Source organism: Nocardioides sp. Z40_12 (assembly GCF_058215795.1).
This window is the reverse complement of record NZ_JBZAJA010000004.1, coordinates 90,951-114,869: the sequence shown is the minus strand read 5'-3', so window position 1 is coordinate 114,869 and position 23,919 is coordinate 90,951. Positions and strand designations below refer to the sequence as shown.

The following is a 23,919-nucleotide window of genomic DNA, read 5'->3' as shown; positions in this document are numbered from 1 at the left end:
CCGATCAGGTGAGGACAGGTGCCGTGAGCTCCCGCTTGAGCACCTTGCCGCCCGCGTTGCGCGGCAGCACGGCGATCGGGTACCAGCGCCGCGGGATCTTGTAGCCGGCGAGCTGGTCGCGGCAGTGCTGCTCGAGGGCCGCGGCGTCCAGCGCCGCACCCGGCCGCAGCACGACGTGGGCGACCACCGTCTCGCCCCACCGCTCGTCGGGCTCCCCGACGACCGCGCTCTCCAGCACGCTGGGGTGCGAGGCGAGCACCTCCTCGATCTCGCGCGGGTAGACGTTGGTGCCGCCGGAGATGATCAGGTCCTTCTTCCGGTCGACGATCGAGATGAAGCCGTCCTCGTCGCGCACCGCGATGTCGCCGCAGGTCACGAAGCCGTCGTCGGTGGTGCAGGCAGCCGTGGCCGCGTCGTCGCCGAGGTAGCCGTTCATCAGGAACGGCGAGCGGCTGAACAGCTCGCCCGGCTCGCCGGGACCGACCTCCTGCCCGGCGTCGTCGACGATCCGGACCTGGGTCAGGTACCACGGGTGGCCGACCGAGCCGGGGCGCTCGCGCATGTGCACCGGACGCAGGTTGGTGATGATCCCCGACTCGGTCGAGCCGTAGAGCTCGTGCACCCCGCACGCGGGGAAGCGCTCCATCACCCACTGCTTGAGCCCCCACGGGAGCGCCGCCGCGTTGAAGTAGAGCGTGTCCAGGCTGGAGAGGTCCCGGCCGGCGAACGCCTCCTCGCCCAGCGCGCGCAGACCCTGCGCGTGGGTCGGGATGAGGAAGGCCGACTGCACGCGGTCGCGCTCGACGAGGTCGAGGAAGGCCTCCGGGTCCCAGCGGCTCAGCATGCTCACCGTGCCGCCGGTGTGGACCGGGGCGTAGCCGAACGCGAAGCCGGCGCCGTGGTACATCGGGGCGACCGCCGCCGAGACGCGGCCGTTGGCCAACCCCCACTCCAGCGCGCTCATCATGAAGGTCAGGGCCCGGCTGCGGTGGGAGATCAGCACGCCCTTGGGGCGGCCGGTGGTGCCGGAGGTGTAGGTGATGCAGAACGGGTCGCTCTCCGCGACCTCGACGGCGGGGTCGCTCGGCGAGGCGGCCGCCAGGGCGGACTCGTAGGGGCTGCCGCCCACGCCCTCGCCCGGAGCGGCCAGGGTCAGGAGGGTGAGCCCGTGCTCCCCGGCGTGCTGGGCGACGATCGGGCCGAGGGCGGCGTCGAGCACCACCGTCCGGCCGCCGCTGTGCTCGAGGATGTAGCTCGCCTCGGCCGGGGTGAGCCGGGGGTTGAGGGGCACGGCCACCAGCCCGGCCTTGGCGATCCCCGCCGCGACCTCGGGGTACTCCAGCCGGTTGCCGAGCAGGACCGCCACCCGGTCGCCGGTGGCCAGGCCCAGGGAGAGCAGGTGCTGCGCCAGCCGGCTGGAGCGGTCGTGGACCTCGGCGTAGGTCAGCCGCCGGTCGCCGTCGATCACGGCGGTGGCGCCCGGGGTGGCCGCGGCGTACTCGCGCAGGCCGCTGACGATCGACAACGGGGATCCGCCTGACTTGATGACCATCTGCAGCTCCTGGGGGTTCGGGGGGGATCAGGCGGAGGGGAACCAGCCGGCGCGGCCGAGCATCGCCGGCGCCTGGGGGAGGCCGAGCTCCTCGGCGATCCAGGTGCCGGTCGCGGCGACCTGCGCCGGGTCGGGGCCACCGGCCAGCTCGGAGCGGACGCCGATGCCGCTGCGGGCCAGCAGGTAGAGCAGGTCCTCGGTGGCGATGTTGCCGGTGGCTCCCGGGGCGAAGGGGCAGCCGCCGATGCCTCCCGCCGAGGCGTCGAGCACCGTGACGCCGGCGGCGACCGCGGCGACGGCGTTGGCGTAGCCGGTGTTGCGGGTGTTGTGGAAGTGGGCACGCAGGGGCACGTCGGCGTCCAGCGCGCGCAACCCGGTGACGATCTCGCTCACCTGCGCCGGGACCCCGACGCCGATGGTGTCGGCGATCGCGAGCTCGTCGGGACCGGCGTCCAGGCAGCCCCGGGCGACCTCCAGGACGCGCTCGGTGGCGACCTCACCGTCGAAGGGGCAGCCGAACGCGGCCGCGATGATGACGCTGGTGCGCAGGCCGGCCGACCGGGCGTCGGCCGCGATCGTGCGCCAGGACTCCAGCTGGGCGGCGGTGTCGGCGCCCTGGTTGCGCATCGCGAGCCCGTCCGAGGCGACCACCACGGCGGTGATCTCGTCGCAGCCCGCGGCGATCGCCCGGTCCAGGCCCCGTCGGTTCAGCACCAGGCCGATCCGGCTGAGCCCGGGCTCGTCGCGCAGCTCGGCCAGCAGCGCCTCGGCGTCGGCCATCTGGGGGACCCGGTCGGGCCGGGCGAACGCGGTGACCTCGATCCGCCGCAGGCCCGCGGCGATGCTGCGCCGGACCAGCTCGGCCTTCGTGCCGGTCGGGAGCACCCGACGCTCGTTCTGCAGACCGTCGCGCGGGGACACCTCGACGATCTCCACCACAGCTGCACGGTTCTGCTCTTGCGGCACGTTTGCCCACTCCTCGAAGAGACTGCTGCTGTCGACTACAAGATATCGGATATATGATCCACCCATGGAGAGTGCGGTGCAAGCAACGGGGTCCCTGTCCGGCGTCCGAGTGATCGAGGCGGGTCAGCTCTTGGCGGGGCCGTTCGCCGCCACGCTGATGGGCGACCAGGGCGCAGACGTGATCAAGGTGGAGTCGCCCGGCACGGGCGACCCGATGCGCAAGTGGGGCCGGGAGAGCGTGGACGGCGCCTACCTCTGGTGGCCGGTGGTCGGGCGCAACAAGCGCTCGGTCACCCTCAACCTGCGCGAGGAGGAGGGGCAGGAGCTCTTCCTGCGACTGGTCGCGACGGCCGACATCGTGGTGGAGAACTTCCGCGCGGGCACGCTGGAGAAGTGGAACCTGGACTACGAGCGGCTGCGTGAGGTCAACCCGCGGATCATCCTGGTCCGCGTCTCGGGCTACGGGCAGACCGGCCCCTACTCGCGACGGGCCGGCTACGGCTCGATCGGCGAGGCCATGGGCGGTCTGCGCTACATCACCGGCGAGCCCGACCGGCAGCCCTCCCGCACCGGCATCTCGATCGGTGACTCGCTCGCGGCGATGCACGCCTGCATCGGGGCGCTGGCGGCACTGCGGCACCGCGACGTCACCGGCGAGGGCCAGGTGGTCGACAGTGCCATCTACGAGGCGGTGCTGGCGATGATGGAGTCGACGGTCACCGAGTGGGACGTGCAGAAGTACCAGCGTGAGCGCACCGGCGCGATCCTGCCCAACGTCGCGCCGTCCAACGTCTACCCGACCTCCGACGGCCAGCTGATCCTGATCGCGGCCAACCAGGACTCGGTCTTCAGCCGGCTCGCGGCGCTCATGGGCGAGCCCGAGCTCTCGGCTCCCGGCAGCGTCTACGCCGACCACGTCGGGCGGGGGGACCGCCAGCAGGAGCTGGACGACCACATCTCGCAGTGGACCGGACGGTACGACGCCGACACGCTGCTCAAGCTGCTGCACGAGGGCGGGGTGCCGGCCGGGCGCATCTACAAGGCCGAGGACATGATCAGCGACCCGCACTTCCAGGCGCGCGAGGCCATCGTCCAGGTCCCCGACGAGACCTTCGGCCAGCTGCGGATGCAGAACGTCGTGCCCAAGATGTCGGCGACCCCGGGCTCGATCCGGTGGACCGGACCGGCGCTCGGGGCGCACAACGACGAGGTCTACGGCGACCTGCTCGGTCTCAGCGTCGAGCAGCGCGCCGGTCTCGCCGAGCGCGGAGTGATCTGACTCCGATGACGCCCACGGGTGCAGGCGCAGGCGACGGGCGCGCCGAGGACTACGCCTCGGTCGGCTTCGCGAGCAGGATCGGGCCCGGCCGGGTCCCGGCGGTTGTGGTCGTCGACGTCTGCCGCGCCTACCTGGCCGGCGGGCCGTTCAGCGACGGCGAGGGCCGCTTCGAGGCGGCCCGGGCCAGCGCGGCCCGGGTCGTCGCGGCGGCCCGCTCCGCCGGGCGTCCGGTCGTGTTCACCCGGGTGGTGCTGGCACCCGGCGGGCGGGACGCCGGCTGGTTCGCGGTCAAGGTCCCCGGCCTGGCGGCCTTCGAGGAGGGCTCGGAGTGGATCGAACCTCCGCCCGACCCGGCTCCGCTGCCCGGGGAGACGATGGTGACCAAGCAGTACGCCTCCGCGTTCTTCGGCACCAGCCTGGCCAGCACCCTGCGGGCCTCGGGCGTGGACACCGCGATCGTGGTGGGCTTCTCCACCAGCGGCTGCGTGCGGGCCACCGCCCTGGACGCGCTGCAGCACGGGTTCCGCCCGCTGGTGGTCCGTGAGGCCTGCGGTGACCGGGACGCCGCCGCGCACGACCAGAACCTCTTCGACCTCGACGCGAAGTACGCCGACGTCGTCTCCGAGTCCGACGTCCTCGACTATCTCACCACCCTCTAGGAGCCCGCATGAGCCAGCCCGTCACCGTCGTCGACCTCGACTCCGAGGAGCTGGTGCGCGGTCAGCACGCCATCGCGGGCGCCGCCCAGCCGGCCGGCATCGTGATGCTGGGCGCCGACGCCGCGGCCGGGACCCGCACCGTGCTGGTGGAGTTCCCCGACGGGTGGAGCCGCGAGGCCACCGGGCACCAGCCCGCCGGCGAGGAGATGGTGGTGCTCTCCGGCGCGCTGAGGATCAGCGGGCTGACGTGCGGCGTCGGTCAGGCACTCGTGGTCCAGCCGCACGCCACCCGGTCGGCCACCTCCACCGCCGACGGCACGCGCGCGGTGGTGTGGTTCTCCGGCGCGGGTGGCGGCTGGGCCGACGGTGAGGCCGAGCAGCCGGGCACCGCCGAGGTGCTCGCGGCGGACGAGACCCTGGACCGCGGGCCGCGCGACGGCCTGGTCGGCACCCTGCGTGGGCTGGCCTCGGCGGCCGGCCTGGTCTTCGACACCGACGTGGACGTGCTGTGGCCGCAGGCCCGGCGCTGGGCCGACGTCCCGGCCGGCACCCCGGTGCCCGACGTCGCCGGGCCGGCGGTCGTGCACACCCGCTGACCGCCCGCGCGCGGCGCGGCAGGGCTCACCCGGTGAACGACCCCGAGGCCCGCGCCGCGTCGGCGTCGTAGGAGCCGCGCACCAGCCACAGGAAGATCACGGAGAGGAAGAGCGGCGGGATCAGGAAGAGCATCCCGTAGCCGATCCAGCCGGTCACGTCCGACATCGCGCCGACCAGCAGCGGGCCGAAGGCGCCGCCCAGGGTCGTCAGGAACTGGAGCAGGGCGAAGCCCATGCCGCGGCTGGCGGCCGGGACCACGTTGGCGGCGGCCGCGGTGAGGTTGGGCATGGCCCCGGCGAAGCCGGCGCAGGCCAGCGCCACCATCGCCATCCGGAGCCCGACCCCGGGGAGCAGCACCGCCAGGCTCAGGCCGATCGCGCCCACCAGCAGGCAGACGGTGGAGAGCTTGATGCGCCACCCCTCCGACTCGTGCCGGTCGCCGAGCCGGGAGCCGATGATGATGCCGATCACGATGCCGGTGCCGCCCACCCCGCCCGCCAGGCCGGACGCGGTGTCGGTGTCGAGGTCCTCGAGCCGCTCGAGGAAGGTCGGCAGCCAGTAGAAGAGCCCGGCCACCCCGAGGGCGAGCATCGCCTGGGCCAGGATCACGCCGCGCAGGGTGCGGATCCGGAGCAGCTCCTTGGCGTCCGCGAAGAGGCTGGCGCTGGAGGCCGAGAGGTCCACGTGGGCCTCGGACTCGGGCGGGGCGACGCCGACGCGCTGGGCGCGCAGCCGGTCGATGGTGTCGCCGAGCCCGCGGACCGGCTCCTTCACCGTCAGCATCAGGGCGGCGATGAACAGGCCGGGCACGGCCGCGATGAAGAAGACCGCCCGCCAGTCCAGGGCCTCCGCGACGGCCCCGCCGATGATCACCCCGGCGGGGAGCCCCATGTAGTAGCCGGCCCGCTCGAAGCCGTACGCCTTCCCGCGACTGCGGTTGGGGTAGTAGTCGGCCAGCAGGCTGGAGGCCGGCGGGTTGTAGAGCTGGCCGGCGGCGCCGATGGCGATGCGGACCATGAAGAACATCAGGAACGTGGTGGCCAGGCCGCTGAGCACCGAGCAGAGCGACCAGATCAGCACGACGATGACGATCGTCCCCACCCGGGGGGCCCGGTCGGCGAGGCGGCCGGCGGGGAGCAGCAGCACCGCCGCGGCGATGCTGGCCGCGGTCGGGATCAGGCCGCCCACCGTGTCGCTGAACCCGAAGTGGTCCTGGATCACGGGCAGGGCGCCGGCGATCAGGTTGATCTCGACGCGGTCGATGAAGGCGACCAGGGCGATGGCGATCGCGGGCCACCAGCCGAACGGCGCGTCGCGGTCGAGGTCGACCTCCTGCACGTCGCCACGGGCGTGCACCCGCAGCCGCGCCGTGCCCCCCTGGTGGAGCAGGGGCTCGTCTGGCTGGATGTCCGTCACGACGATCTCCTCTGCTCAGCGCCGGGGGCCGGCGTTAGGATGGGAGAATCGTACAAGATATATGGATTGGGGTGCCGAGGATGGTGCGTGTGGCCGCCGTGCAGTACGCCGTGGGCGAGGACGCGGGGGTCAACCTCGAGACCGCGCTACGGATGATCGACAGCGCCGTCGCGCAGGGCGCCGAGGTGGTGGTGCTGCCGGAGTTCGGCAACCACGTCTCCTGGTACGCCGACCGCGAGCACGCCCGCCGGCACGCCGAGAGCCTCGACGGCGAGTTCGTCGCCGCCCTCGCCGAACGGGCCCGCAAGCACGCGATCCACCTGATGGCCAACGTGACGCTGGCCCGCGAGGACGGGCGCGTGGCGGGCAGCAACCTCCTCTTCGGGCCGGACGGTGCCGTCCTGGCGGTCAGCGACAAGCAGGTGCTGATGGGCTCCGAGCGCGACCACCTCGACGGAGCGGTCGACCGGGCCGGCGTCGTGGAGACCTCGATCGGCCGGGTCGGGCTCTACTCCTGCATGGACGGGGTGATCTTCGAGACGCCGCGCACGCTCGCCGTCGAGGGCGCCCAGCTGCTGCTCAACAGCCTCAACTCCTTCGCCCTCGACGAGGCGTCCCTGCACGTGCCGGTGCGGGCCGCGGAGAACAAGGTCTGGGTGGTCGCGGCCAACAAGGTCGGCCCGTTGGTCCCCGAGCACAGCATCGAGAAGGTGGCGGCCCAGGTCGGCGTCCCGGTCGACCGGCTGCACGGCGCGGGGGAGAGCCAGGTGGTGGCCCCCGACGGCACCGTGGTGGCGATCGGGCCGCGCACCGGCGAGGCCGTGGTCGTGGCGGACATCGACCTGTCCCTGGCCGACGACAAGGCTCGCCCGGACGGCACGGACGTGATGGCTGCGCGCCGCCCGGCGGCGTACGCGCCCCTGGCCGCGGAGCCGCACGGACGGCGCGCGCCGGCGGGGGCCGAGGAGATCCGGGCCTGCGCCCTCTCGCCGTCCCCGGACGACGACGTCGCGGCGCTGGTGGCCGCGGCGATCGCCGACGGTGCCGACCTGGTGGTGCTGCCCGAGCTCGCCGCGCACGCCGACGGCCTCGCCGGCGGCCACGTCGACCCCGCCCTGACGCCCGAGGCCCTGAGCCAGGCCCTGGCGGGCACGAGCACCCTGGTCGTCACCAGCGTGCTCGACGCCCGCGGCGCGCATGTGGGAGTGGTGGTCTCGGCAGCCGGCGTCGAGCTGGTGCAGCCGGCGCTGCACCGCAGCCGCCGCCACGGCGAGCTGCCGGAGCCGGCGCTTCCCGACCCGGCCGTCGTGGTGCACCAGGTGCCCTGGGGCCGGCTCGCGGTGGTGGTCGGCGACGACGCGCTCTACCCCGAGACCTTCCGGCTCGCCGCGCTGGCCGACGCCGACGTGGTCGCCGTCCCGTTCACCGTGGCCGAGCCGCACGACCTGGACCTGCTGCTGCTGGAGCGGGCGGCGGAGAACCGGCTGAACCTCGCCGTCTCCGCCCGGGCCGGGCGCTTCGGCGGGGCCGCCCTGATCCCGCTCTCGGCCGACTTCACCCTGTGGGGTGCCTGGCGCAACCCGTTCGCCGGCGTGATCAGCCGTCCCGAGCCGATCGAGGCCCAGGGCTCGCTGGTCACCGGCGTCCTGCGACCCGCCTGTGCGACGAACCGGTTCGTCAGCAGGGGCACCGACGTGGTCGACGGTCGTCCCTGGCGCCTGCTCGACGCGCTGGTCCGGTAGCGCCGGGCCCGCGCCGGAGGCTCAGCCCGCGGCCGCGGCCTCGTGGGCGGCCAGGGCGTCGAGGAGCGCGGTCTCGGTGCTCTCGAGGTGGGCGATCCAGGCCTCCCGCAGCTGCGAGGACTTGCCCGCCCGGGCCAGGTCGAGCAGCTCGCGGTGCTCGTCGATGCGTCGCTGCTGGGTCTCGGGGTGGTGGTCGAGGTCCTGCATGAGCAGGTGCAGGTAGCGGTCGGAGGCCTTCCAGAGCAGGCTCAGCACGTTGGCGTCGGCGGGACCGATCGCGTCGTGCAGCACGGCCTCGTGGAAGGCGTGGTGCTTCGCGGCGAGGGCGGCGGGCTCGCGCTCGATGCCGATGTACTCGGCCAGCGCCTCCTCGGCCTCGGCCAGACGCTCCTCGGAGAACTCCTTGCCGGCGCGGGAGATCAGGTCGCCCTCGATCAGCTTGCGCAGCGCGTAGATGTTGGCCAGCTCCTCGCTGGTCAGGGACGCCACCAGGGCGGACCGACCCGGCCGGAGGCTGATCACGCCCTCGCTCTCCAGACGGCGCAGAGCCTCACGCACCGGGATGTGGCTGATGTCGAAGCGCTGGCAGAGGTCGACGATCGAGACGGTGGAGCCGGGGGCGAGGTCGCCGTTGAGGATCGCGCGGTGCAGCTCGTCGGTGACGCGGTCGACGAGCGAGTGGTGCTCGATCGGACGGACTCCCTTGGCAGCGCTGACTCGAGGACTCATCTGGTGCTCCCAAGAACGTAGGTGTGGTGCTCCGGCAGCCACCGGCGTCGATCATATATTCCGCAGCCCCGGATCCGCCTCCATGATCCCCCGACACCCCCTCGCTTCAAAAACAGATATCGTATATTCTGTCCCCAGGAGGTGCCGAGATGGTCGACACGACGACGTTCCGAGACGTCATGAGCCAGTGGCCCAGCGGAGTCACCGTGGTGACGACGCTGTCGGGCGACGGTGCGTGGCACGGGATGACGGCCAGCTCGTTCTCCAGCGTGAGCCTGGAGCCGCCGCTGGTCTCGATCTGCCTCACCAAGACGCTCTACTCCCACGAGCTGATCGCGGCGAGCGGGATCTTCGGCGTCAACGTCCTCGCGAAGGACCAGACCGATGTGGGCAGGCGGTTCGCGGGCCTGGACGACAGCGCCGACCGGTTCGGCGGGGAGACGTGGTCGACCGACCAGACCGGGGTGCCGCTGCTCGACTCGGCGCTGGGCTGGTTCGACTGCCGGGTGGTCCACGCCTACCCGGGCGGGGACCACACGATCTTCGTGGGCGAGGTGGTCGGGGCGAGGGCGGCCCGTCGCTCGGCCCCCCTGCTCTTCCACGCCCGCGGCTGGGGCCAGTTCGCCGACGTGCTGCCCGACCTGGCGACCCTCTCCGACTCCGGCGTGGTCAGCGGCCTGGCAGCCGCCGCGCGGGACCAGGAGATCGCCCACGTCGCCGCCGGCGTGGCAGCCGCCGGCGCCCGGGTGCGGGTGGCCGACCTGACGGGCGCCGCCAGCCTCGAGGAGGCGGGCGCCATGGTGCCCCGCACCCTGCCGCTGGAGACCGCCAGCGTGCTGGTCGCCGACCGGGCCCAGGCCGACCTCGTCCTCTCCGCGGGCGTCAGCACGGTGGAGCTCTCGCTCGACCCCGCGGAGCCCGGCCGGACCGAGGAGCTGCTCGCGGCGCTGGACGGCATCGCCGCCCGCGCCGCCGTGCGGATCCTGGACCCGTTCGCCCCGGAGCGCCTCGACGCCGTCCTCGACGCCGTCGAGCGGCTCGCGGCACTGCGCGTGCTCGAGATCGCCGTCCCCGACACGGCGGGCGCCGCCACCCCGCTGCGGGTGCGGGCCTTCCTGCAGGAGGCGGTGGCGCTGGCGCGTCCCGTGCCGCTGCGGATGGGCCTGCACGACCGGGACCGTCTCGGACTGGTCAAGGCGATCATCGCCCTCAAGAGCGGGGTGCGCCACTTCGACACCACCCTCGCCGGCATCGACGGGGCGGTGGCCACCGAGGACCTGATCCGCCTCCTCGAGGAGGTCGACGTCCACACCCCCGTCGACTCCGCCGCCCTGACGCTCCTGGCCCGGGACCTCCGTGCGGGCGCCCCCACCCCCCTGACCCCGCCGTCGCTGGCAGAGCCCAGCGGCCCCCAGATCGTAGGAGCAGCAGGATGACGTCGAAGACCACCGCAGAGCTCGTGTTCCCGGACCTCACCGACGCGGAGCGGGAGCGGGCCCGGCGCGTCGAGTCCGTGCTCCCGACGATCGCCGCGGCCGCCGAGGCCGCCGACGAGGCGGGTGCGCTGCCCGAGGGGCACATCAAGCTGCTCGGCGACGCCGGGCTGCTCGGCCTGGTGGTGCCCGAGGAGTTCGGTGGTCTGGGGGGAGGGCTGCGCGACCTCGCGGCCACGACCTACGCCCTCGGCACCGTGTGCGGTTCCACCGCACTTGCCTTCTTCTTCCACTGCTCGTCCTCCTCACGAGGCATGCTTCCCCTGGCGGCGCTGGACGCCGGCCTCTACAGCGACGAGGAGATCCCGGCGGTCCGGGCCTTCGCGCACAAGGTGCTGCACCTGATGGGGACGGAGAAGAAGGCCATCGGAAACTTCGCCAGCGAGGCGGTCAAGGCCTCGAACGCCAACGTGCTGATCCGCACCACCGCGACCCGCACCGAGGGCGGCTGGCTGCTCAACGGCGAGAAGTCGTTCGGCTGCCTCTCCGGGTCGGCCGACTACTACCTGGTGACGGCTCGCCGCGACGACGTCGAGGGGCTGGACGCGCTGACGCTCTTCCTGGTGCCGCGGGCCACCGCCGGTGCCCGCCCGCGGGCACCGTGGACCGGCCTGGGCATGCGCGCCTCGGACAACAACGGTCTGGTCCTGGAGGACTGCTTCGTCCCCGACGAGCTGGCGCTGGCCGTGCCGGGCGCCTTCACCCGGGCCACCCAGATGTCACGGGGTTCCTGGGTCGGCAACCAGATCGCCATCGCGTCCATCTACGCCGGGATCGCCCAGGGCGCGTGGACCTTCGCGCTCGATCGCACCATGCGGGCCACCTTCGCCGACACCGGCAAGCCGATCGCGTCCAGCCCGATGCACCAGGTGATCATCGGGGACGGCGAGCGGCACCTGGCCGAGGCACACCTGTGGCTGCGCCGTCAGGTCGACCTTGAGGCCAGCGACCCGCCGCTGCTGCCCAAGAACGAGGTCGTGCAGTCCTGGAAGCTCGCGAAGGGCGCCATCTGCGAGCACGCCCACGACGTCGCCCTCGCGGCCCTGAAGATGTGCGGCACCTCCGGCGCCCTGATGGGCAACACGACCGGCCGGGCCGTGCGCGACACCGCCATGGGCCTGGTGCAGGCGTTCCCGGCGGAGCGCGGCAAGCTGGACCTGGCCAAGATGATCGTGGACAACGAGGGCTGGGCCGGCCTCACCACGACCGACAGCTTCCAGAAGCCGGCCGGGGAGCGCGCATGAGCCAGACGGCGGTGAGCCCGGTGGCACGCACCGGCCTGGTGGTCCCGGCCGTGGAGCAGCTCGTCGACGGCGTCTGGTCCGCGCCCGGTGACCTGCTGGGGCTCGCACTGGTGGACCCCTTCACCGGCGAGGCGCTGGGCGACGCGGTCGCCAGCACCGAGAGCGACGTCGAGACCGCGCTCGCGGCTGCGCACCGGGTGCACGTCACCGGCGGGTGGAGCGGCGTCCCGGTGGAGCGGCGGGCCGAGATCCTCGACGCCGTGGGCGGCGCGCTCGCGGCCGAGCTGCCGCGGCTGGCGGCGCTGGAGTCGCTCGCCACCGGCGTGCCGATCTCGCAGACCAGCATCGTCGGCGTCATCGTCCCCGGTGCCTTCCACCTCGCCGCCGAGATGCTGCGCGCGGGCGTGCTGCTGGAGACCCAGGTCGGCGAGTCCGGTCACCCGGTCGAGGTGCACCGGCTCCCGCTGGGTCCTGCGCTCTGCCTGGTGCCGTGGAACGCCCCCGCCCCGATGGCGGCCCACAAGATCGCCTCCGCGCTCGCGGCCGGTGCGCCGACGATGCTCAAGCCCAGCGAGTACGCGCCCTGGGGCACCACCGAGCTGGCCCGCGTGGTCAACCGGGTGCTGACCGAGCACGAGGTGGACCCCGGGGCGTTCCAGCTGCTCCAAGGCGGGGCGTCGGTCGGTGGCCGGCTGGTCAACGACCGGCGGGTGCGCGCGGTCTCGTTCACCGGCGGGCTGGCCGCGGGTCGCGCGATCGCCGCCGCCTGTGCCGCCAACTTCACCGCCCTCCAGCTCGAGCTCGGCGGGAACAACCCGCTCGTCGTCATGCCGGACGCCGAGGTCGACGACGCGGCGCGTGCCGCGGCCGACCTGCTGACCACGCTCAACGGCCAGTGGTGCCGGGCGCTGGGCCGCCTGGTCGTGCCGCAGGAGGTGGCCGACGACCTGCTCGAGCGGATCGGCCACCGGCTGGCCGACCTCCGGGTCGGCGACCCGCTCGACCCGGCCACCGAGCTGGGGCCGATCGTGCACCCGGACCACCTGGCCCGCCTGCGTGCCGAGATCGCGGCCCGGGTCGCCGCGGGCGGCACCGAGCACTCCTTCACGCCGGTTCCCGCGTCGGAGGGCAACTTCCTGGCCCCCACGCTGCTCACCGGCGTGCCGGCCGAGGCGGCCGAGGAGGAGATGTTCGGACCCGTCGCGACGGTGCACCCCTATGCCGACCTGGACGAGGCGGTGGCGCTGGCCAACGACACGCCGTTCGGCCTCGAGGGCTACGTCGTGGGCACCGACACCGAGGCGGCGCTCGCGGTGGCCCGCCAGGTCCACGCCGGCGAGGTCAAGGTGAACGGCTCCACGATCATGAGCCTCCACCTGATGACGCCGCGTCCGGCCTGGGGGCTCTCGGGGATGGGCGAGGAGGGCACCACCGAGACGATCCGGATCTTCACCTGTGCCCGGGTCGTCGGCGTCGAGGGCGGCTTCGCGCTGCACGGAAGATGACTGGCGCGACTCCCTCCAGCCAGCGGCTGAGGGACCTTCTCGACGGTCCGACGGTGGTCCGGCTCCCCGGCGTCTTCGACGCCGTCAGCGCGGCCCTGGCCGCGCGGGCCGGTGCCTCCGCGGTCTGCCTCTCGGGGGCCACGGTCTCCGCGGTCGACCTGGGGGCCCCCGACCTCGGCTTCGTGCACGGCACCGACATCGCGCACCGGGCGGCCTCCTTGATGCCGTCCCTGGGCGGGGTGCCGCTGCTCGCGGACGCCGACACCGGCTACGGCAACGCCCTCCAGGCCAAGCAGACCGCCAGGGCCTACGCCGCCGCCGGGATCGCCGGGCTGCACCTGGAGGACCAGGAGTCCCCCAAGCGGTGCGGGCACCTGGCGGGCAAGTCGGTGGTCGACGTGGCCGAGGCCGCCGGCCGGGTCCGGGCCGCCGTCGAGGCAGGGACCGGCCTGGTGATCGTGGCCCGGACCGACGCGCTCTCGGTGCAGGGGCTGGACTCGGTGGTGGAGCGCTGCCTGGCCTTCGCCGACGCCGGCGCCGACGCCGTCTTCGTGGAGGGCGCCGGGCTCGCCGAGCTGGGTGAGGTCGCCGCCGCCCTGGATGCCCGCGGCCACCGGATCCCCCAGGTCTACAACCGGTCCGAGGCGGGGGGCGCGATCGACGCCGGCCCCGGTGACGACGAGCTCCACCAGGTCGGCGTGCGGCTGGTGATCCACCCGGTCTCCGCGCTGCTGGCCGCGGCGCACGCCGTGCGCCGCACCATGGAACAGATCCTGGCCACCGGCCACTCCGGGCGGGTCGACCGCCTGGCCTGGCCCGAGCTGAACGACCTCGTCGGACTGCCCGGGCTGCTCGACGACGAACAGCGCTACGCCGCCCCTGTGGCGGCCGGTGTGAGGAGCGAAGCATGAGTGACGACCAGCAGACGGTCATCGTGGTCGGCGCGGGGCCGGTCGGCCTGACGGCGGCCCTCGTCCTGGCCCGCGCCGGGATCGGCGTGCGGGTGCTGGAGGCCGGCGAGGGCCTGGCGGCCGAGTCCCGCGCCTCGACCTACCACCCGCCGAGCCTGGAGATGCTCGACGACCTCGGGGTGCTCGAGCCGCTGATGGAGCGCGGGCTCGTCTCCACCGGCTTCCAGTACCGCGACCGCCGTACCGGTCCGATCGCCGACCTCGACCTCGGGGTGCTGGCGCAGGACACCCGGTTCCCGTTCCGGGTGCAGTGCGAGCAGAGCAAGCTGACCCCGATCCTGCTGGCGGCCCTGGGCGAGCTGGACCACGTGCGGGTGGACTTCTCCCAGCGGGTGGTGCGGGCCGAGACCCTCGAAGAGGGCGCGCGGGTCACCACCGACGCCGGCGACGTGTTCACCGCCGACTGGGTGATCGGCGCGGACGGCGCCAGCTCCGCGGTGCGGCAGAGCGCCGGCTTCGAGTTCGACGGGATGACCTACCCCGAGCGCTTCCTGGTGGCCTCGACCACCGAGGACCTGGCCTCGATCCTGCCGGGCGTCGCGGCGGTCAACTACGTCTTCGACCCCGACGAGTGGCTGGTGCTCCTGCGCACCCCCGAGCACTGGCGGATCCTCTTCCCGACGGACCCCGACACCGCCGACGAGGTGGAGATCGACCCGGCGCGGATCCAGGCGCGCCTGGCCGGCGTCGCCGACCTGGGCCGCGACTGGGACGTCCTGCACACGACGCTCTACCGGGTGCACCAGCGGGTGGCCGACACCTTCCGCAAGGGACGCCTGCTCCTGGTCGGCGACGCGGCCCACATCAACAACCCCCTCGGCGGGATGGGCATGAACAGCGGGCTGCACGACGCCGTCCTGGAGGCCACCGCCCTGGTGCGGCTGCTGACCGGCGCCGGCACGCTGGCCGACCTGGACGAGGCGTGCGAGGCGCGGCGACAGGTGGCGCTCTCCTACGTCAAGACCATCACCCACGACAACTGGGAGCGGCTGCGGCAGAACGACCCGGAGGCGCAGCGGGCCTACCACGACGAGCTGCGCGCGCTGGCCGCCGACCCGGCGAGGATGCGCGCGCACCTGCTCAACACCTCGATGATCAACTCGCTGCGGGGCGGACGCCCGGTGGCGATGGTGGGTGGGACGCGGCCGTGATCACCCGCCGCAACCCGGCCCGTCCCGACGAGGTGGTCGGGACGGTCGAGGTCACCGCCCCCGCCCAGGTGGACGCCCAGGTCCGGGCGGCCGCGCTCGCGCAGGTCGAGTGGGCCAGGACCCCGGTGGCCGAGCGGGCGGCCCTGCTGCGCAGCGCCGCTGACGCCCTCGACCCGCTGCTCGACGAGGTCGCCGAGCTCGCCGCCCGGGAGACCGGCAAGGTGCTGGGCGACGCCCGCGGCGAGGCCGGGTTCGCCGTCGCCGTGCTGCGCTGGTACGCCGGGCGGGCGGTCGAGGTGCTGGCCGACCGGCACCAGGACGACGACCGCGGCCGGCTGCGGACCAGGCACCGTCCGTTCGGGGTGGTCGCGGCGATCACCCCGTGGAACGCGCCCCTGGTGCTCGCCGCGCTCAAGCTGGCACCCGCGCTGGTGGCCGGCAACGCCGTCGTGGTGAAGCCGTCGCCGCTGGCGCCGTTCGCCGTCGGCCGGTTCCTGGAGACGGTGGCGGCGGTGGTGCCGGAGCACCTGGTGAGCGTGGTGCACGGGGAGGTCGAGACGGCCACCGCGCTGGTCGGGCACGAGCTGGTCTCCCGGGTGGCCTTCACCGGGGGCGACGTCGCCGGCCGGGCGGTCGCGTCGCTGGCCGGGCGCAGCCTGACCCCGAGCGTGCTCGAGCTCGGCGGCAACGACCCCGCGCTGCTGCTGCCGGACGCGGACCTGGACGACGCGGCGTACGAGCGCCTGGTGATGGCGGCGTTCGCCACCAGCGGTCAGGTCTGCATGGCGCTGAAGCGCCTCTATGTTCCTGCGTCGCGGCTCGAGGAGGTGGTCGCCGGCCTGGTGCGGGCGGCCGACCGCGTGCTGCACGTCGGCGATCCGCTGACCACCGGAGTCACCATGGGGCCGGTGGTCAGCGCGGAGTCGGCCGAACGGGTCCGCGGGCTGGTCGCCCGGGCTGCCGCGGAGGGCGCCGAGGTGGTCGAGATCGGCACCGTGGCCGGCGACCTGTCGCACGGGCACTACGTGCGGCCCACGCTGGTCCTCGGGGCGCACGACGACAGCCCGGTGGTCGCTGCCGAGCAGTTCGGCCCGACCCTGCCCGTGCTGGCCTACGACTCGGTCGAGGAGGCCGTGGCGCGTGCCAACTCCGGTGAGCTCGGCCTGGGCGCCTCGGTCTGGTCGGCCGACGAGGAGCGGGCCTTCGAGGTCGCCGAGCGGCTCGAGGCGGGGTTCACCTTCGTCAACACCCACAACCGCACGGGGATGGCGCTGCACGCGCCGTTCGGCGGCGTCAAGCGCTCGGGCTGGGGCCGGGAGTACGGCGACGACGGGCTGCTGGAGTACGTCCAGCCGTGCGTGACCCACCTGCCGGGCGCCTTCCGGGCCGGGGCGGCGGGGCTCTCCGCGTCCGCGTACCCGAGTCCGGGGGATTGAGACGAGTTCGCTGGGCCGTTGCCTCACGGGCGATGTTGATAGAATATATTATTTGAGCAGGCAGTTCACGAGAGGGAGACGCATGACCCAGAACCTCAAGTCGGTGCAGGAGTACTTCGACGACGCCGGGCCGACCGACGTCACGGCGCTCTTCGCCGACTGGAAGGCGCTGGTCGACCGGCTCAGCGCCAAGGTGCAGGAGCGGTTCGCCCTCGAGCGCGACCCCTCGACCCTGGAGCTGGAGGCGTTCACCAGCGAGAACGGGCCCTCGGGCAGCGTCCGCGGCTACTCCGGGCCCGAGATCGACTGGATGGTCCACTCGCACATGGAGAACGCCGCCGCCGGCTTCGTCAACGTGCACCTGACCATCTGGCTCGGCCCGCAGGTGCGGGTACCGCACTTCGGCATGGCCCTGGGCGCCTTCCCGCAGGGGTGGCTCTTCCTCGACTCCGTGCCGCGGTCCAACCTGCTGGTCGACACCGAGTCCTTCGACGCCTACTACGAGCCGCTCAACGCGGAGTGGGAGCGGGTCCAGGCGGAGAACGACTGGCTGGAGCCCTTCGTGAGCCGCAGCGCCTTCGTGCGCGCCAGCCTCTCGCCGACCGCCTACTGCATGATGGGCCCGGGCGACAGCCGCACCACCGAGCTCGTCACCGAGCTGGCCGAGCGTCACCTCGACCGCTGGCTGGGATGGGTCGACGAGGCCCGGCAGGTCCCCGCCGAGGAGCAGGCCGAGCTCGCCGCCCAGGACGAGCTGGTGCGCCGCAACATCGCGGAGCGCGACCCCGCCAACGAGATGGGGGACCGGTTCTTCGGGCCGGAGATGACCCAGCAGCTGGTGCGTGCCCTCTGGGGCGGGGACCGTCAGCTTCCCCGGCCCCACCAGCGCTGAGGGCAGCTCCATGGACATCGCCGACCCGGGACTGGTGCGCAGCCACCGCACGGCCGTGCGCGTGCCGGGCGCGGCGGCGCCGTTCGACACGATGCACGTCACGGTGCGCTACCCGGCGCTCGCGGCGCGCACCGAGCTCGAGCGGATGAGCGGCGTGCTGCCCGCCGACCCGGTCGGCGCTCCCTACCCGGTCGTCGTCGTGCTGCCCGGGATCAACGTGGCCTCCTCCGGATACCTGGAGCTGGCCGTCACGCTCGCCCGGGCCGGCATGGTCTGCGTGACCTTCGACTGGGTCGGCGAGCTCTTCCCCGGCCAGCACGGGCTCACCCCCGGCGTCGACCTCGAGGCGGTCACGCCCGAGAGCTACGGATCGCGTCCGACCACGCCCGCGCTCGGTGCCGTGCTGTCCGCGTTGTCGGGGGCGCAGGAGGCGGGCCCGCTGGCCGGTCTCCTGGACCTGGACCGGGTCGGCGTCTTCGGCCACTCCGCGGGCGGCACGGTGGCGCTCCAGTCGGCTCGCGCGGCCTGGTTCCCCCAGATCCGCGCGGTGGTCACCTACGGTGCCCACACCATGGCCTCCCAGCAGCTCGGCTTCGAGGCGGGCACGCTGCTGGCCTCCCCGACCGAGGCGGCCGTGATGCTCGTCGCCGGCACGGCCGACGGCGTGGTCGCCGCCAGTGCCGTCCGCTACGGGGAGGAGGCCGGCGCGCCCGGCCACGACCCGGTGCAGCGGACCTGGCGCGAGGCGCTGCCCCTGGCCGCCGAGGCATGGCTGGTGAGGCTCGCCGGAGCCGGCCACATGCTGCCGGCGGCTCCGGAGGACGCGACATCGGCGCGCGGCTTCCTGGAGGAGCCCACCCACGCCGACCAGGATCACCTGCGCGGCGTGCTCGCCGAGCTCGTGACCACATTCTTCGCTGCCGGGCTCATCGGTGACACCGAGTCCAAGGCCGCGCTGGATCGATGGGACGACCATCGCAGACCCGAGATCGCCGACGTAAGTCGTCGCTAGGAGGAACCGAATGTTCAAGAACTTCTGGTACGCGGTGGAGTTCAGCTCCGACGTGAAGCCCGGGAAGCCGATGAAGGTCAAGCTCCTGGGTCAGCAGCTGGTGCTGTACCGCAAGCACAGCGACAACTCCGTCGTGGCGCTCTCGGACCTGTGCGTGCACCGTGGTGCGGCGCTCTCCGACGGTGAGCTCAAGGGCGACTGCGTGGTCTGCCCCTACCACGGCTGGGAGTACAACCCCGAGGGCGTCGTGGAGACGATCCCGGCGCACCCCGACAAGGGCATCCCGCGCAAGGCGCGCGTCGACTCCTACCCGACCCAGGAGAAGTACAAGTTCGTCTGGGTCTACATGGGCGACCTGCCGGAGGAGGAGCGGCCGCCGCTCCCCGACTGGTCGGTCATCGACGACGACGTCAACTACCGCGCCGTCACCGGACAGTTCCTGTGGAAGTCGAACTACGAGCGGATCCTCGAGAACGGCGTGGACGTCGCGCACACGCCGTTCGTGCACGGCGGCGTCTTCGGCAACAAGGAGAAGCCCGAGGTCCCCGAGTTCCAGATCGAGGAGTCCGAGTGGCACTGCAAGGTGTCGATCGAGCTCAACCCGCCGCGCTCCAAGGGCCTGTGGGGCATGATCAACCCGAACAAGCAGGCCCTGGCCGACCGGCCTCCGGTGCCGGTCTCCACCACCTGGTGGCTGCCCAACATGATCCTGCTCGAGATCGGCACCCCGATGGGGGCGCTGAAGATCTTCGACGTCAACATCCCGATCGACGAGGAGACCACCCTCGTCAAGTTCGTCGCGCTGCGGTCCTTCTTCAAGGGCGCCTGGGCCGACCGCGACGCCCGTCGTCGCATCTTCAAGGTCCTCTACGAGGACCAGGCCATCGTCGACGCCGTCCGCCCGGAGCTGCTGCCGTTCGACCTCTCCGCCGAGCTGCACGTCAAGAGCGACTACAACGCGATCAAGTACCGCCGTCGCCGCCAGGAGCTGATCGAGGCCGGGTGGGGCGTGGAGGACAACACCATCGTCGGTGAGGGTCCGGCCCGGGTCGAGGCGCGGGTCATCCCGTCGCCGGTGCGCAAGGAGGTCCCCGAGCTCGCCAGTGCCTGGAACTACAAGGAGGTCCGCAGCCGCGAGCTGCGGATGGGTCGCGGAGAGTCCGAGGTGCCGCTGCGCAAGGAGCGCCGGCTCGTGATGGACGACCCGGAGCCGCCGACCGCCGACCAGCCGACCCCGGCACCCATCCAGGACCCCATCCAGGACCCCGCGCAGGACTCCGCGCAGGACTCCGCCCAGGACTCCGCCCAGGACAAGGAAGTGAAGGCATGAGCCTCCCCGAAGCCCTCTGCACCAGCACCCTCGAGACCCTGGTCGCCCGCGGTGGCCTCACCGAGGTCACCGGCGCGGACGGCGGGGCCTACCAGGTCCTGCACTCCGCGATGGGCCCCGACCCGGTCGGGTCGGTGCGCATCTTCTCCGGCGACCGGATCGCCAAGGCCGTCTACGTGGGGATCGTGGTGCCGCAGATCGGGCTCGACAGCCACATGGTCTTCGCCTTCATGCCCGAGGACAGCCCGGTCCCGCACTTCACCCTGGACTCGGTCGCGGCGGGCGGCCACCTGGCCTTCCACCTCGACCTGATCCAGCGGGCCGATGCGGGGACCCACATGGTCTACAACGACTGGGCGCACACCCCGCTGACCGACAGCTACAAGGAGGTCGTCGCACTCGACGGCCTCTCCCGCGCGGAGCTGGACAACCGCCAGCTCACCGTGATGTCGGCCTGGATGCTGGCGAGCCGCGCCACCCCGGAGGCCTTCGGCCAGCTCGACAAGCCGGTCGCCGCCTACCTGGAGCACTGGTTCTCGCTGGTCGAGGGCGAGGTGCCGGCCGAGGTGCAGGCCGACCTGGCCGACACCGACCTGGCCGCGCGCGACGCCCGCAACCGGGCCCTGCTCTTCAGCCCCGAGGTGGACAAGGTGTGGGCGCAGATCTCCCGCCTCATCACCGAGCCCGTGGCCGAGGGGATCCGGGCGCAGCTGGTGAGCAACGAGCTGCCGGCATGACACAGGCCGAGGCCAGTGAGTGGCAGAAGCGGATCGAGGGGGAGTGGCACGGGATCCCCGGCCTCTTCGACGCGCAGGGCAACCACGTCGGCTTCGAGTCAATCGCCCGTGCCAGTGAGGTGACCGAGCAGGGGACCCGCTACTGGATGGAGTCCAGGCTGTCGGGCTCCGGCCCGCTGCGCAGCCGCTTCGAGCTGGGCGCCCAGTTCGACTTCGGCGTCGTGGACTCCGACGAGAACCGGGTCTACACCGGTCCCGACTTCTACGGGACCGGGCAGCCCTACGGGCTCTTCGTCGACGCGCACTACTACTCCCCGGGGTGGCAGGCCGACCTGCGCACCTGGAACCAGGTGCTGGCCGACGGGGAGACCCAGGTGTACTCCTCGGTCCTCCACGACGGCTGGTCGGTGTGCGCGGTCTTCAACGGCGTCTACAAGCGGACCCTGGACCGGCAGACCAACCCGGAGACGCAGCGGTTCGTCGACGAGTGGCGCGAGCTGGAGCAGGAGCGCGGCTCGCGGCCCCAGGTGCTGCCCACCAAGCAGGCGGGTGCCTGGGTCGGGACGCTCTTCGTCAACGGCGCCGACCAGGTGAGCGAGGGCAAGGTCGAGGTGACGATCGAGCACGACCCGACGTCGCTGCGCTCCGCACGCCAGCGCGTCACCTGGGTCGGCGACCTGGACCGGCAGTACACCTTCGACCGCTACCGCGACGGGGCGCGCACGATGTACGAGGGTCCCGAGGTCTACGGCAACGCGACCGCCTACGGCCGCGCGCTCTTCACCAGCCAGCACCTGGTCGGTCCGGACGCGACGGGGGTGGAGAAGATCAAGGGGCGCGAGTTCCTCATCGACCCCGACACCCGGGAGCTCGCCGTCGTCTGGCAGCTGTTCCGCGGGGACACCAGCACCCACTTCGTCCACGGCTCCCTGGCCTGGGAGCCGCGATGAGCGGCGAGGGGCGGGTGGTCGTCGTCACCGGCGGCACCCGTGGCATCGGTCTCGGCCTCGCCCGTGAGCTGCTGGCCCGCGGGTGCCGGGTGGTCGTCTGCGGCCGGACGCCCGAGGCGGTCGCCAAGGCGCTGGCCGAGCTCGGCGCGGGGCAGCGGGCCACCGGGCTGGCCGCCGACGTCTCCGACCGGGAGGCCGTGCGGCTGCTCTGGGGCCACGCCGCGGCCACCTTCGGCCGGGTCGACGTGTGGATCAACAACGCCGGTCTCTCCACCCGTCGGGGCCCGCTGCACGAGAGCGACCCGGACGAGGTCGACTCCGTGCTGGCGGTCAACGTCGCGGGGGTGATCAACGGCTGCGCCGTGGCTTCCGAGGGGATGGCCGCGCAGCCCGGTGGTGGCTGGATCTGGAACATGGAGGGCTTCGGCTCCCGCGGCGAGCACCAGGACGGCATGGCCGTCTACGGCGCCTCCAAGCGAGCCGTGCAGTACCTCACCGAGGCCCTGGTGCGTCAGACGAAGGGCACGCCGGTCAAGGTCGGGTTCCTCTCGCCCGGCATCGTGGCCACCGACCTGCTGGTGGGCGACTACGCCGAGGACCCCGACGGGTTCGAGAAGGTCAAGAAGATCTTCAACATCCTGGGCGACCGGGTCGAGACGGTGACCCCCTGGCTGGCCGACCATGTCCTGGCCGCGACCAAGCACGGCGTCCGGGTCGCCTGGCTGACGCGCGGCAAGGCGGCGCGCCGCTTCATGACGGCCTCCTTCACCAAGCGCGACATCTTCGCCGAGGCCCGCTGATGGCGGCCGCCGGCGGGGTGGACGTCTGCGCCGAGTACGGCCTCGCGCTCGCCCTCGAGGACTTCGTCCCGGTCGTGCTGGCCGGCGCGGCCCTGGTCTTCGTGGCCCGGGCGGTGCACGGGCGGGTGCCCAGCGCCTTCCCGGTCGCCCTCGCCGGCGCCCTGGTGGTCACCCTGGGCGGGCTGGGCAAGGCCGTCTGGAAGCTCCTGGTGGCCGCCGGGTGCTGGGAGTACCCGATCCTGGAGAACCTCCTCTTCCCCTGCCTCTCCTTCGGGTTCGCGGCCCTGTCCTGGGCACTGCTCAGCGCGGTCCGCGGCAGCACGGTGACGCCGTGGCCGTTCGCCGCCTTCCCCGTCGCCGCGGCCGTGGGCGCCCTGTGGATGGGAGACACCTGGCCGCTGCTGATCGCGGCGGCGGTGGGCGCCACCTTCCTGGGGCTGACGGCGGCGGTCCACGCCTTCCGGCAGGGCAAGAGGTCGGTGGGTGTGCTCTTCGTGGTCTACGTGCTGGGCACCAACGTGCTCCCGCCCCTGGCCGCGCAACCGAACCAGTCCGCCGAGCTGCAGTGGGCCGAGCAGCTGACCAACTCGGCGGTGCAGCTCTGCTTCCTGCTGGGTGCGCTGTGGCTGCACCAGCAGCTGACCGGGCGTCCCGAACGGGCGGCCACCGACGAGCAGCAGGAGATCACGGCATGAGCGGGATCGACCGGTTGGGCTGGCGCCGCAAGTTCGGCGTCATCGCGCCGAGCACCAACACCATCGTTCAGCCGGAGTTCGACATGATGCGGGTGCCGGGGGTGACCTCCCACTACGGGCGGATCCTGATCCGCGACGGTCGGATCGGCGACGACGAGGGGATGGAGGCCCTGCTCGAGCAGATCCGGGCCTCGATGGCCGACTGCGTCGAGGGCATCATGACCATGGAGCCCGACTACCTGGTGATGGGGATGAGCGCCGAGACCTTCTGGGACGGCGTGGAGGGCAACCGCCAGTTCGTGCAGCAGATCCAGGAGCTGTCGGGCGGTCTGGGCGTGGCCACCGGCGCGGAGGCCTGCGAGCGCGCGCTGCACCTGTTCGGTGCGCGGAAGATCGCGGTCGTGACCCCGTACACCCCCCTCGGGGACGCGAACGTGCGCCGCTTCTTCACCGAGCTCGGCTTCGAGGTGGGTCGCATCAAGGGGCTGAGCTGTCCCAGCGCGGTGTCGATCGCCCAGGTGAGCGAGCAGACCCTGCGCGAGGCGCTGTGCGAGGTCGACGAGGACGACGTGGACGCGATCGTCCAGTGCGGCACCAACCTCTGCATGACCGAGCTCGCCGACGAGGCGGAGCGCTGGCTGGGCAAGCCGGTGATCGCGATCAACGCGGCCACCTGGTGGATGGCGCTGCGTGAGAACGGCATCGAGGACCGCCTGCACGGCTACGGGTCTCTGCTGCGGGACTTCTGACCCGCCCGCTCGGC

Annotated in this window: 22 protein-coding genes; 18 read left to right on the top strand and 4 right to left on the bottom strand. The window is 72.9% G+C overall.

Annotation, left to right across the window (positions count from 1 at the left end; genetic code table 11):
- Positions 1–4 precede the first annotated feature (4 nt).
- Together AC4BG9_RS09095 and AC4BG9_RS09090 are read right to left on the bottom strand one after the other, a co-directional pair.
- Positions 5–1,552, bottom strand: coding sequence for a class I adenylate-forming enzyme family protein (locus AC4BG9_RS09095; RefSeq protein WP_490570773.1), 1,548 nt, complete (start codon positions 1,550–1,552; stop codon positions 5–7).
- A 27-nt stretch (positions 1,553–1,579) separates the two neighbouring features.
- A complete protein-coding gene (locus tag AC4BG9_RS09090; protein WP_490570772.1) occupies positions 1,580–2,518 on the bottom strand; it encodes a hydroxymethylglutaryl-CoA lyase in 939 nt (312 codons plus the stop codon).
- Positions 2,519–2,582: 64 nt separating this feature from the next.
- Here AC4BG9_RS09090 and AC4BG9_RS09085 point away from each other — a divergent pair, with 64 nt between their 5' ends.
- Genes AC4BG9_RS09085 through AC4BG9_RS09075 form a run of 3 tightly spaced genes read left to right on the top strand, consistent with a single transcriptional unit; the run spans position 2,583 to position 5,052 of the window.
- Entirely contained in the window at positions 2,583–3,797 is a 1,215-nt protein-coding gene (locus AC4BG9_RS09085) for a CaiB/BaiF CoA transferase family protein (protein WP_490570771.1), read from the top strand.
- A 5-nt stretch (positions 3,798–3,802) separates the two neighbouring features.
- Positions 3,803–4,456, top strand: a complete 654-nt coding sequence (locus AC4BG9_RS09080) for an isochorismatase family protein (RefSeq protein ID WP_490570770.1) — start codon at positions 3,803–3,805, stop codon at positions 4,454–4,456.
- Positions 4,457–4,464: 8 nt separating this feature from the next.
- Positions 4,465–5,052, top strand: a complete 588-nt coding sequence (locus tag AC4BG9_RS09075; RefSeq protein ID WP_490570769.1) for a hypothetical protein — start codon at positions 4,465–4,467, stop codon at positions 5,050–5,052.
- Between the two features lie 25 nt (positions 5,053–5,077).
- Here the strand turns inward: AC4BG9_RS09075 and AC4BG9_RS09070 are convergent, their stop codons facing one another.
- Positions 5,078–6,469 (bottom strand): MFS transporter, encoded by a 1,392-nt coding sequence (locus AC4BG9_RS09070; protein ID WP_490570768.1) that lies wholly within the window; start codon positions 6,467–6,469, stop codon positions 5,078–5,080.
- A gap of 89 nt (positions 6,470–6,558) precedes the next feature.
- Between AC4BG9_RS09070 and AC4BG9_RS09065 the strand changes: the two genes are divergently transcribed.
- Positions 6,559–8,211 carry a carbon-nitrogen hydrolase family protein gene (locus AC4BG9_RS09065; RefSeq protein ID WP_490570767.1) on the top strand — a complete coding sequence of 551 codons (1,653 nt, stop codon included), beginning with the start codon at positions 6,559–6,561 and terminating at the stop codon, positions 8,209–8,211.
- A 21-nt stretch (positions 8,212–8,232) separates the two neighbouring features.
- Here the strand turns inward: AC4BG9_RS09065 and AC4BG9_RS09060 are convergent, their stop codons facing one another.
- Complete coding sequence (locus AC4BG9_RS09060; RefSeq protein WP_490570766.1) at positions 8,233–8,940, bottom strand: GntR family transcriptional regulator; 708 nt, start codon at positions 8,938–8,940, stop codon at positions 8,233–8,235.
- 149 nt (positions 8,941–9,089) lie between these two features.
- On the opposite strand from AC4BG9_RS09060, the gene AC4BG9_RS09055 reads away from it, so the two are divergent.
- The 14 genes from AC4BG9_RS09055 (at position 9,090) to AC4BG9_RS08990 (ending at position 23,905) form a co-directional block, all read left to right on the top strand.
- Positions 9,090–10,376 carry a flavin reductase gene (locus AC4BG9_RS09055; protein ID WP_490570765.1) on the top strand — a complete coding sequence of 429 codons (1,287 nt, stop codon included), beginning with the start codon at positions 9,090–9,092 and terminating at the stop codon, positions 10,374–10,376.
- The gene (locus AC4BG9_RS09050) at positions 10,373–11,677 is read left to right on the top strand and encodes an acyl-CoA dehydrogenase family protein (protein ID WP_490570764.1); all 1,305 of its coding nucleotides are present in this window, start codon (positions 10,373–10,375) and stop codon (positions 11,675–11,677) included. Before AC4BG9_RS09055 ends, AC4BG9_RS09050 begins: the two co-directional genes overlap by 4 nt.
- Positions 11,674–13,182 carry an aldehyde dehydrogenase family protein gene (locus AC4BG9_RS09045; RefSeq protein ID WP_490570763.1) on the top strand — a complete coding sequence of 503 codons (1,509 nt, stop codon included), beginning with the start codon at positions 11,674–11,676 and terminating at the stop codon, positions 13,180–13,182. Before AC4BG9_RS09050 ends, AC4BG9_RS09045 begins: the two co-directional genes overlap by 4 nt.
- Positions 13,179–14,093 (top strand): isocitrate lyase/PEP mutase family protein, encoded by a 915-nt coding sequence (locus AC4BG9_RS09040; protein ID WP_490570762.1) that lies wholly within the window; start codon positions 13,179–13,181, stop codon positions 14,091–14,093. The genes AC4BG9_RS09045 and AC4BG9_RS09040 overlap by 4 nt, the downstream gene beginning before the upstream one ends.
- The gene (locus AC4BG9_RS09035; RefSeq protein WP_490570761.1) at positions 14,090–15,304 is read left to right on the top strand and encodes an FAD-dependent oxidoreductase; all 1,215 of its coding nucleotides are present in this window, start codon (positions 14,090–14,092) and stop codon (positions 15,302–15,304) included. Before AC4BG9_RS09040 ends, AC4BG9_RS09035 begins: the two co-directional genes overlap by 4 nt.
- Positions 15,301–16,740 carry an aldehyde dehydrogenase family protein gene (locus AC4BG9_RS09030; RefSeq protein WP_490570760.1) on the top strand — a complete coding sequence of 480 codons (1,440 nt, stop codon included), beginning with the start codon at positions 15,301–15,303 and terminating at the stop codon, positions 16,738–16,740. The genes AC4BG9_RS09035 and AC4BG9_RS09030 overlap by 4 nt, the downstream gene beginning before the upstream one ends.
- Positions 16,741–16,822: 82 nt before the next feature.
- Entirely contained in the window at positions 16,823–17,632 is an 810-nt protein-coding gene (locus AC4BG9_RS09025) for a hypothetical protein (protein WP_490570759.1), read from the top strand.
- Between the two features lie 10 nt (positions 17,633–17,642).
- Positions 17,643–18,644, top strand: coding sequence for an alpha/beta hydrolase family protein (locus tag AC4BG9_RS09020; protein ID WP_490570758.1), 1,002 nt, complete (start codon positions 17,643–17,645; stop codon positions 18,642–18,644).
- Positions 18,645–18,654: 10 nt separating this feature from the next.
- Positions 18,655–19,974 (top strand): aromatic ring-hydroxylating dioxygenase subunit alpha, encoded by a 1,320-nt coding sequence (locus AC4BG9_RS09015; protein ID WP_490570757.1) that lies wholly within the window; start codon positions 18,655–18,657, stop codon positions 19,972–19,974.
- Positions 19,971–20,711, top strand: a complete 741-nt coding sequence (locus AC4BG9_RS09010) for a hypothetical protein (protein WP_490570756.1) — start codon at positions 19,971–19,973, stop codon at positions 20,709–20,711. Before AC4BG9_RS09015 ends, AC4BG9_RS09010 begins: the two co-directional genes overlap by 4 nt.
- Positions 20,708–21,661, top strand: a complete 954-nt coding sequence (locus tag AC4BG9_RS09005) for a hypothetical protein (protein WP_490570755.1) — start codon at positions 20,708–20,710, stop codon at positions 21,659–21,661. The genes AC4BG9_RS09010 and AC4BG9_RS09005 overlap by 4 nt, the downstream gene beginning before the upstream one ends.
- Positions 21,658–22,461, top strand: a complete 804-nt coding sequence (locus AC4BG9_RS09000) for an SDR family oxidoreductase (RefSeq protein ID WP_490570754.1) — start codon at positions 21,658–21,660, stop codon at positions 22,459–22,461. Before AC4BG9_RS09005 ends, AC4BG9_RS09000 begins: the two co-directional genes overlap by 4 nt.
- The gene (locus AC4BG9_RS08995; RefSeq protein ID WP_490570753.1) at positions 22,461–23,156 is read left to right on the top strand and encodes a hypothetical protein; all 696 of its coding nucleotides are present in this window, start codon (positions 22,461–22,463) and stop codon (positions 23,154–23,156) included. Before AC4BG9_RS09000 ends, AC4BG9_RS08995 begins: the two co-directional genes overlap by 1 nt.
- Entirely contained in the window at positions 23,153–23,905 is a 753-nt protein-coding gene (locus AC4BG9_RS08990) for a maleate cis-trans isomerase family protein (RefSeq protein WP_490570752.1), read from the top strand. The genes AC4BG9_RS08995 and AC4BG9_RS08990 overlap by 4 nt, the downstream gene beginning before the upstream one ends.
- Positions 23,906–23,919 lie beyond the last annotated feature (14 nt).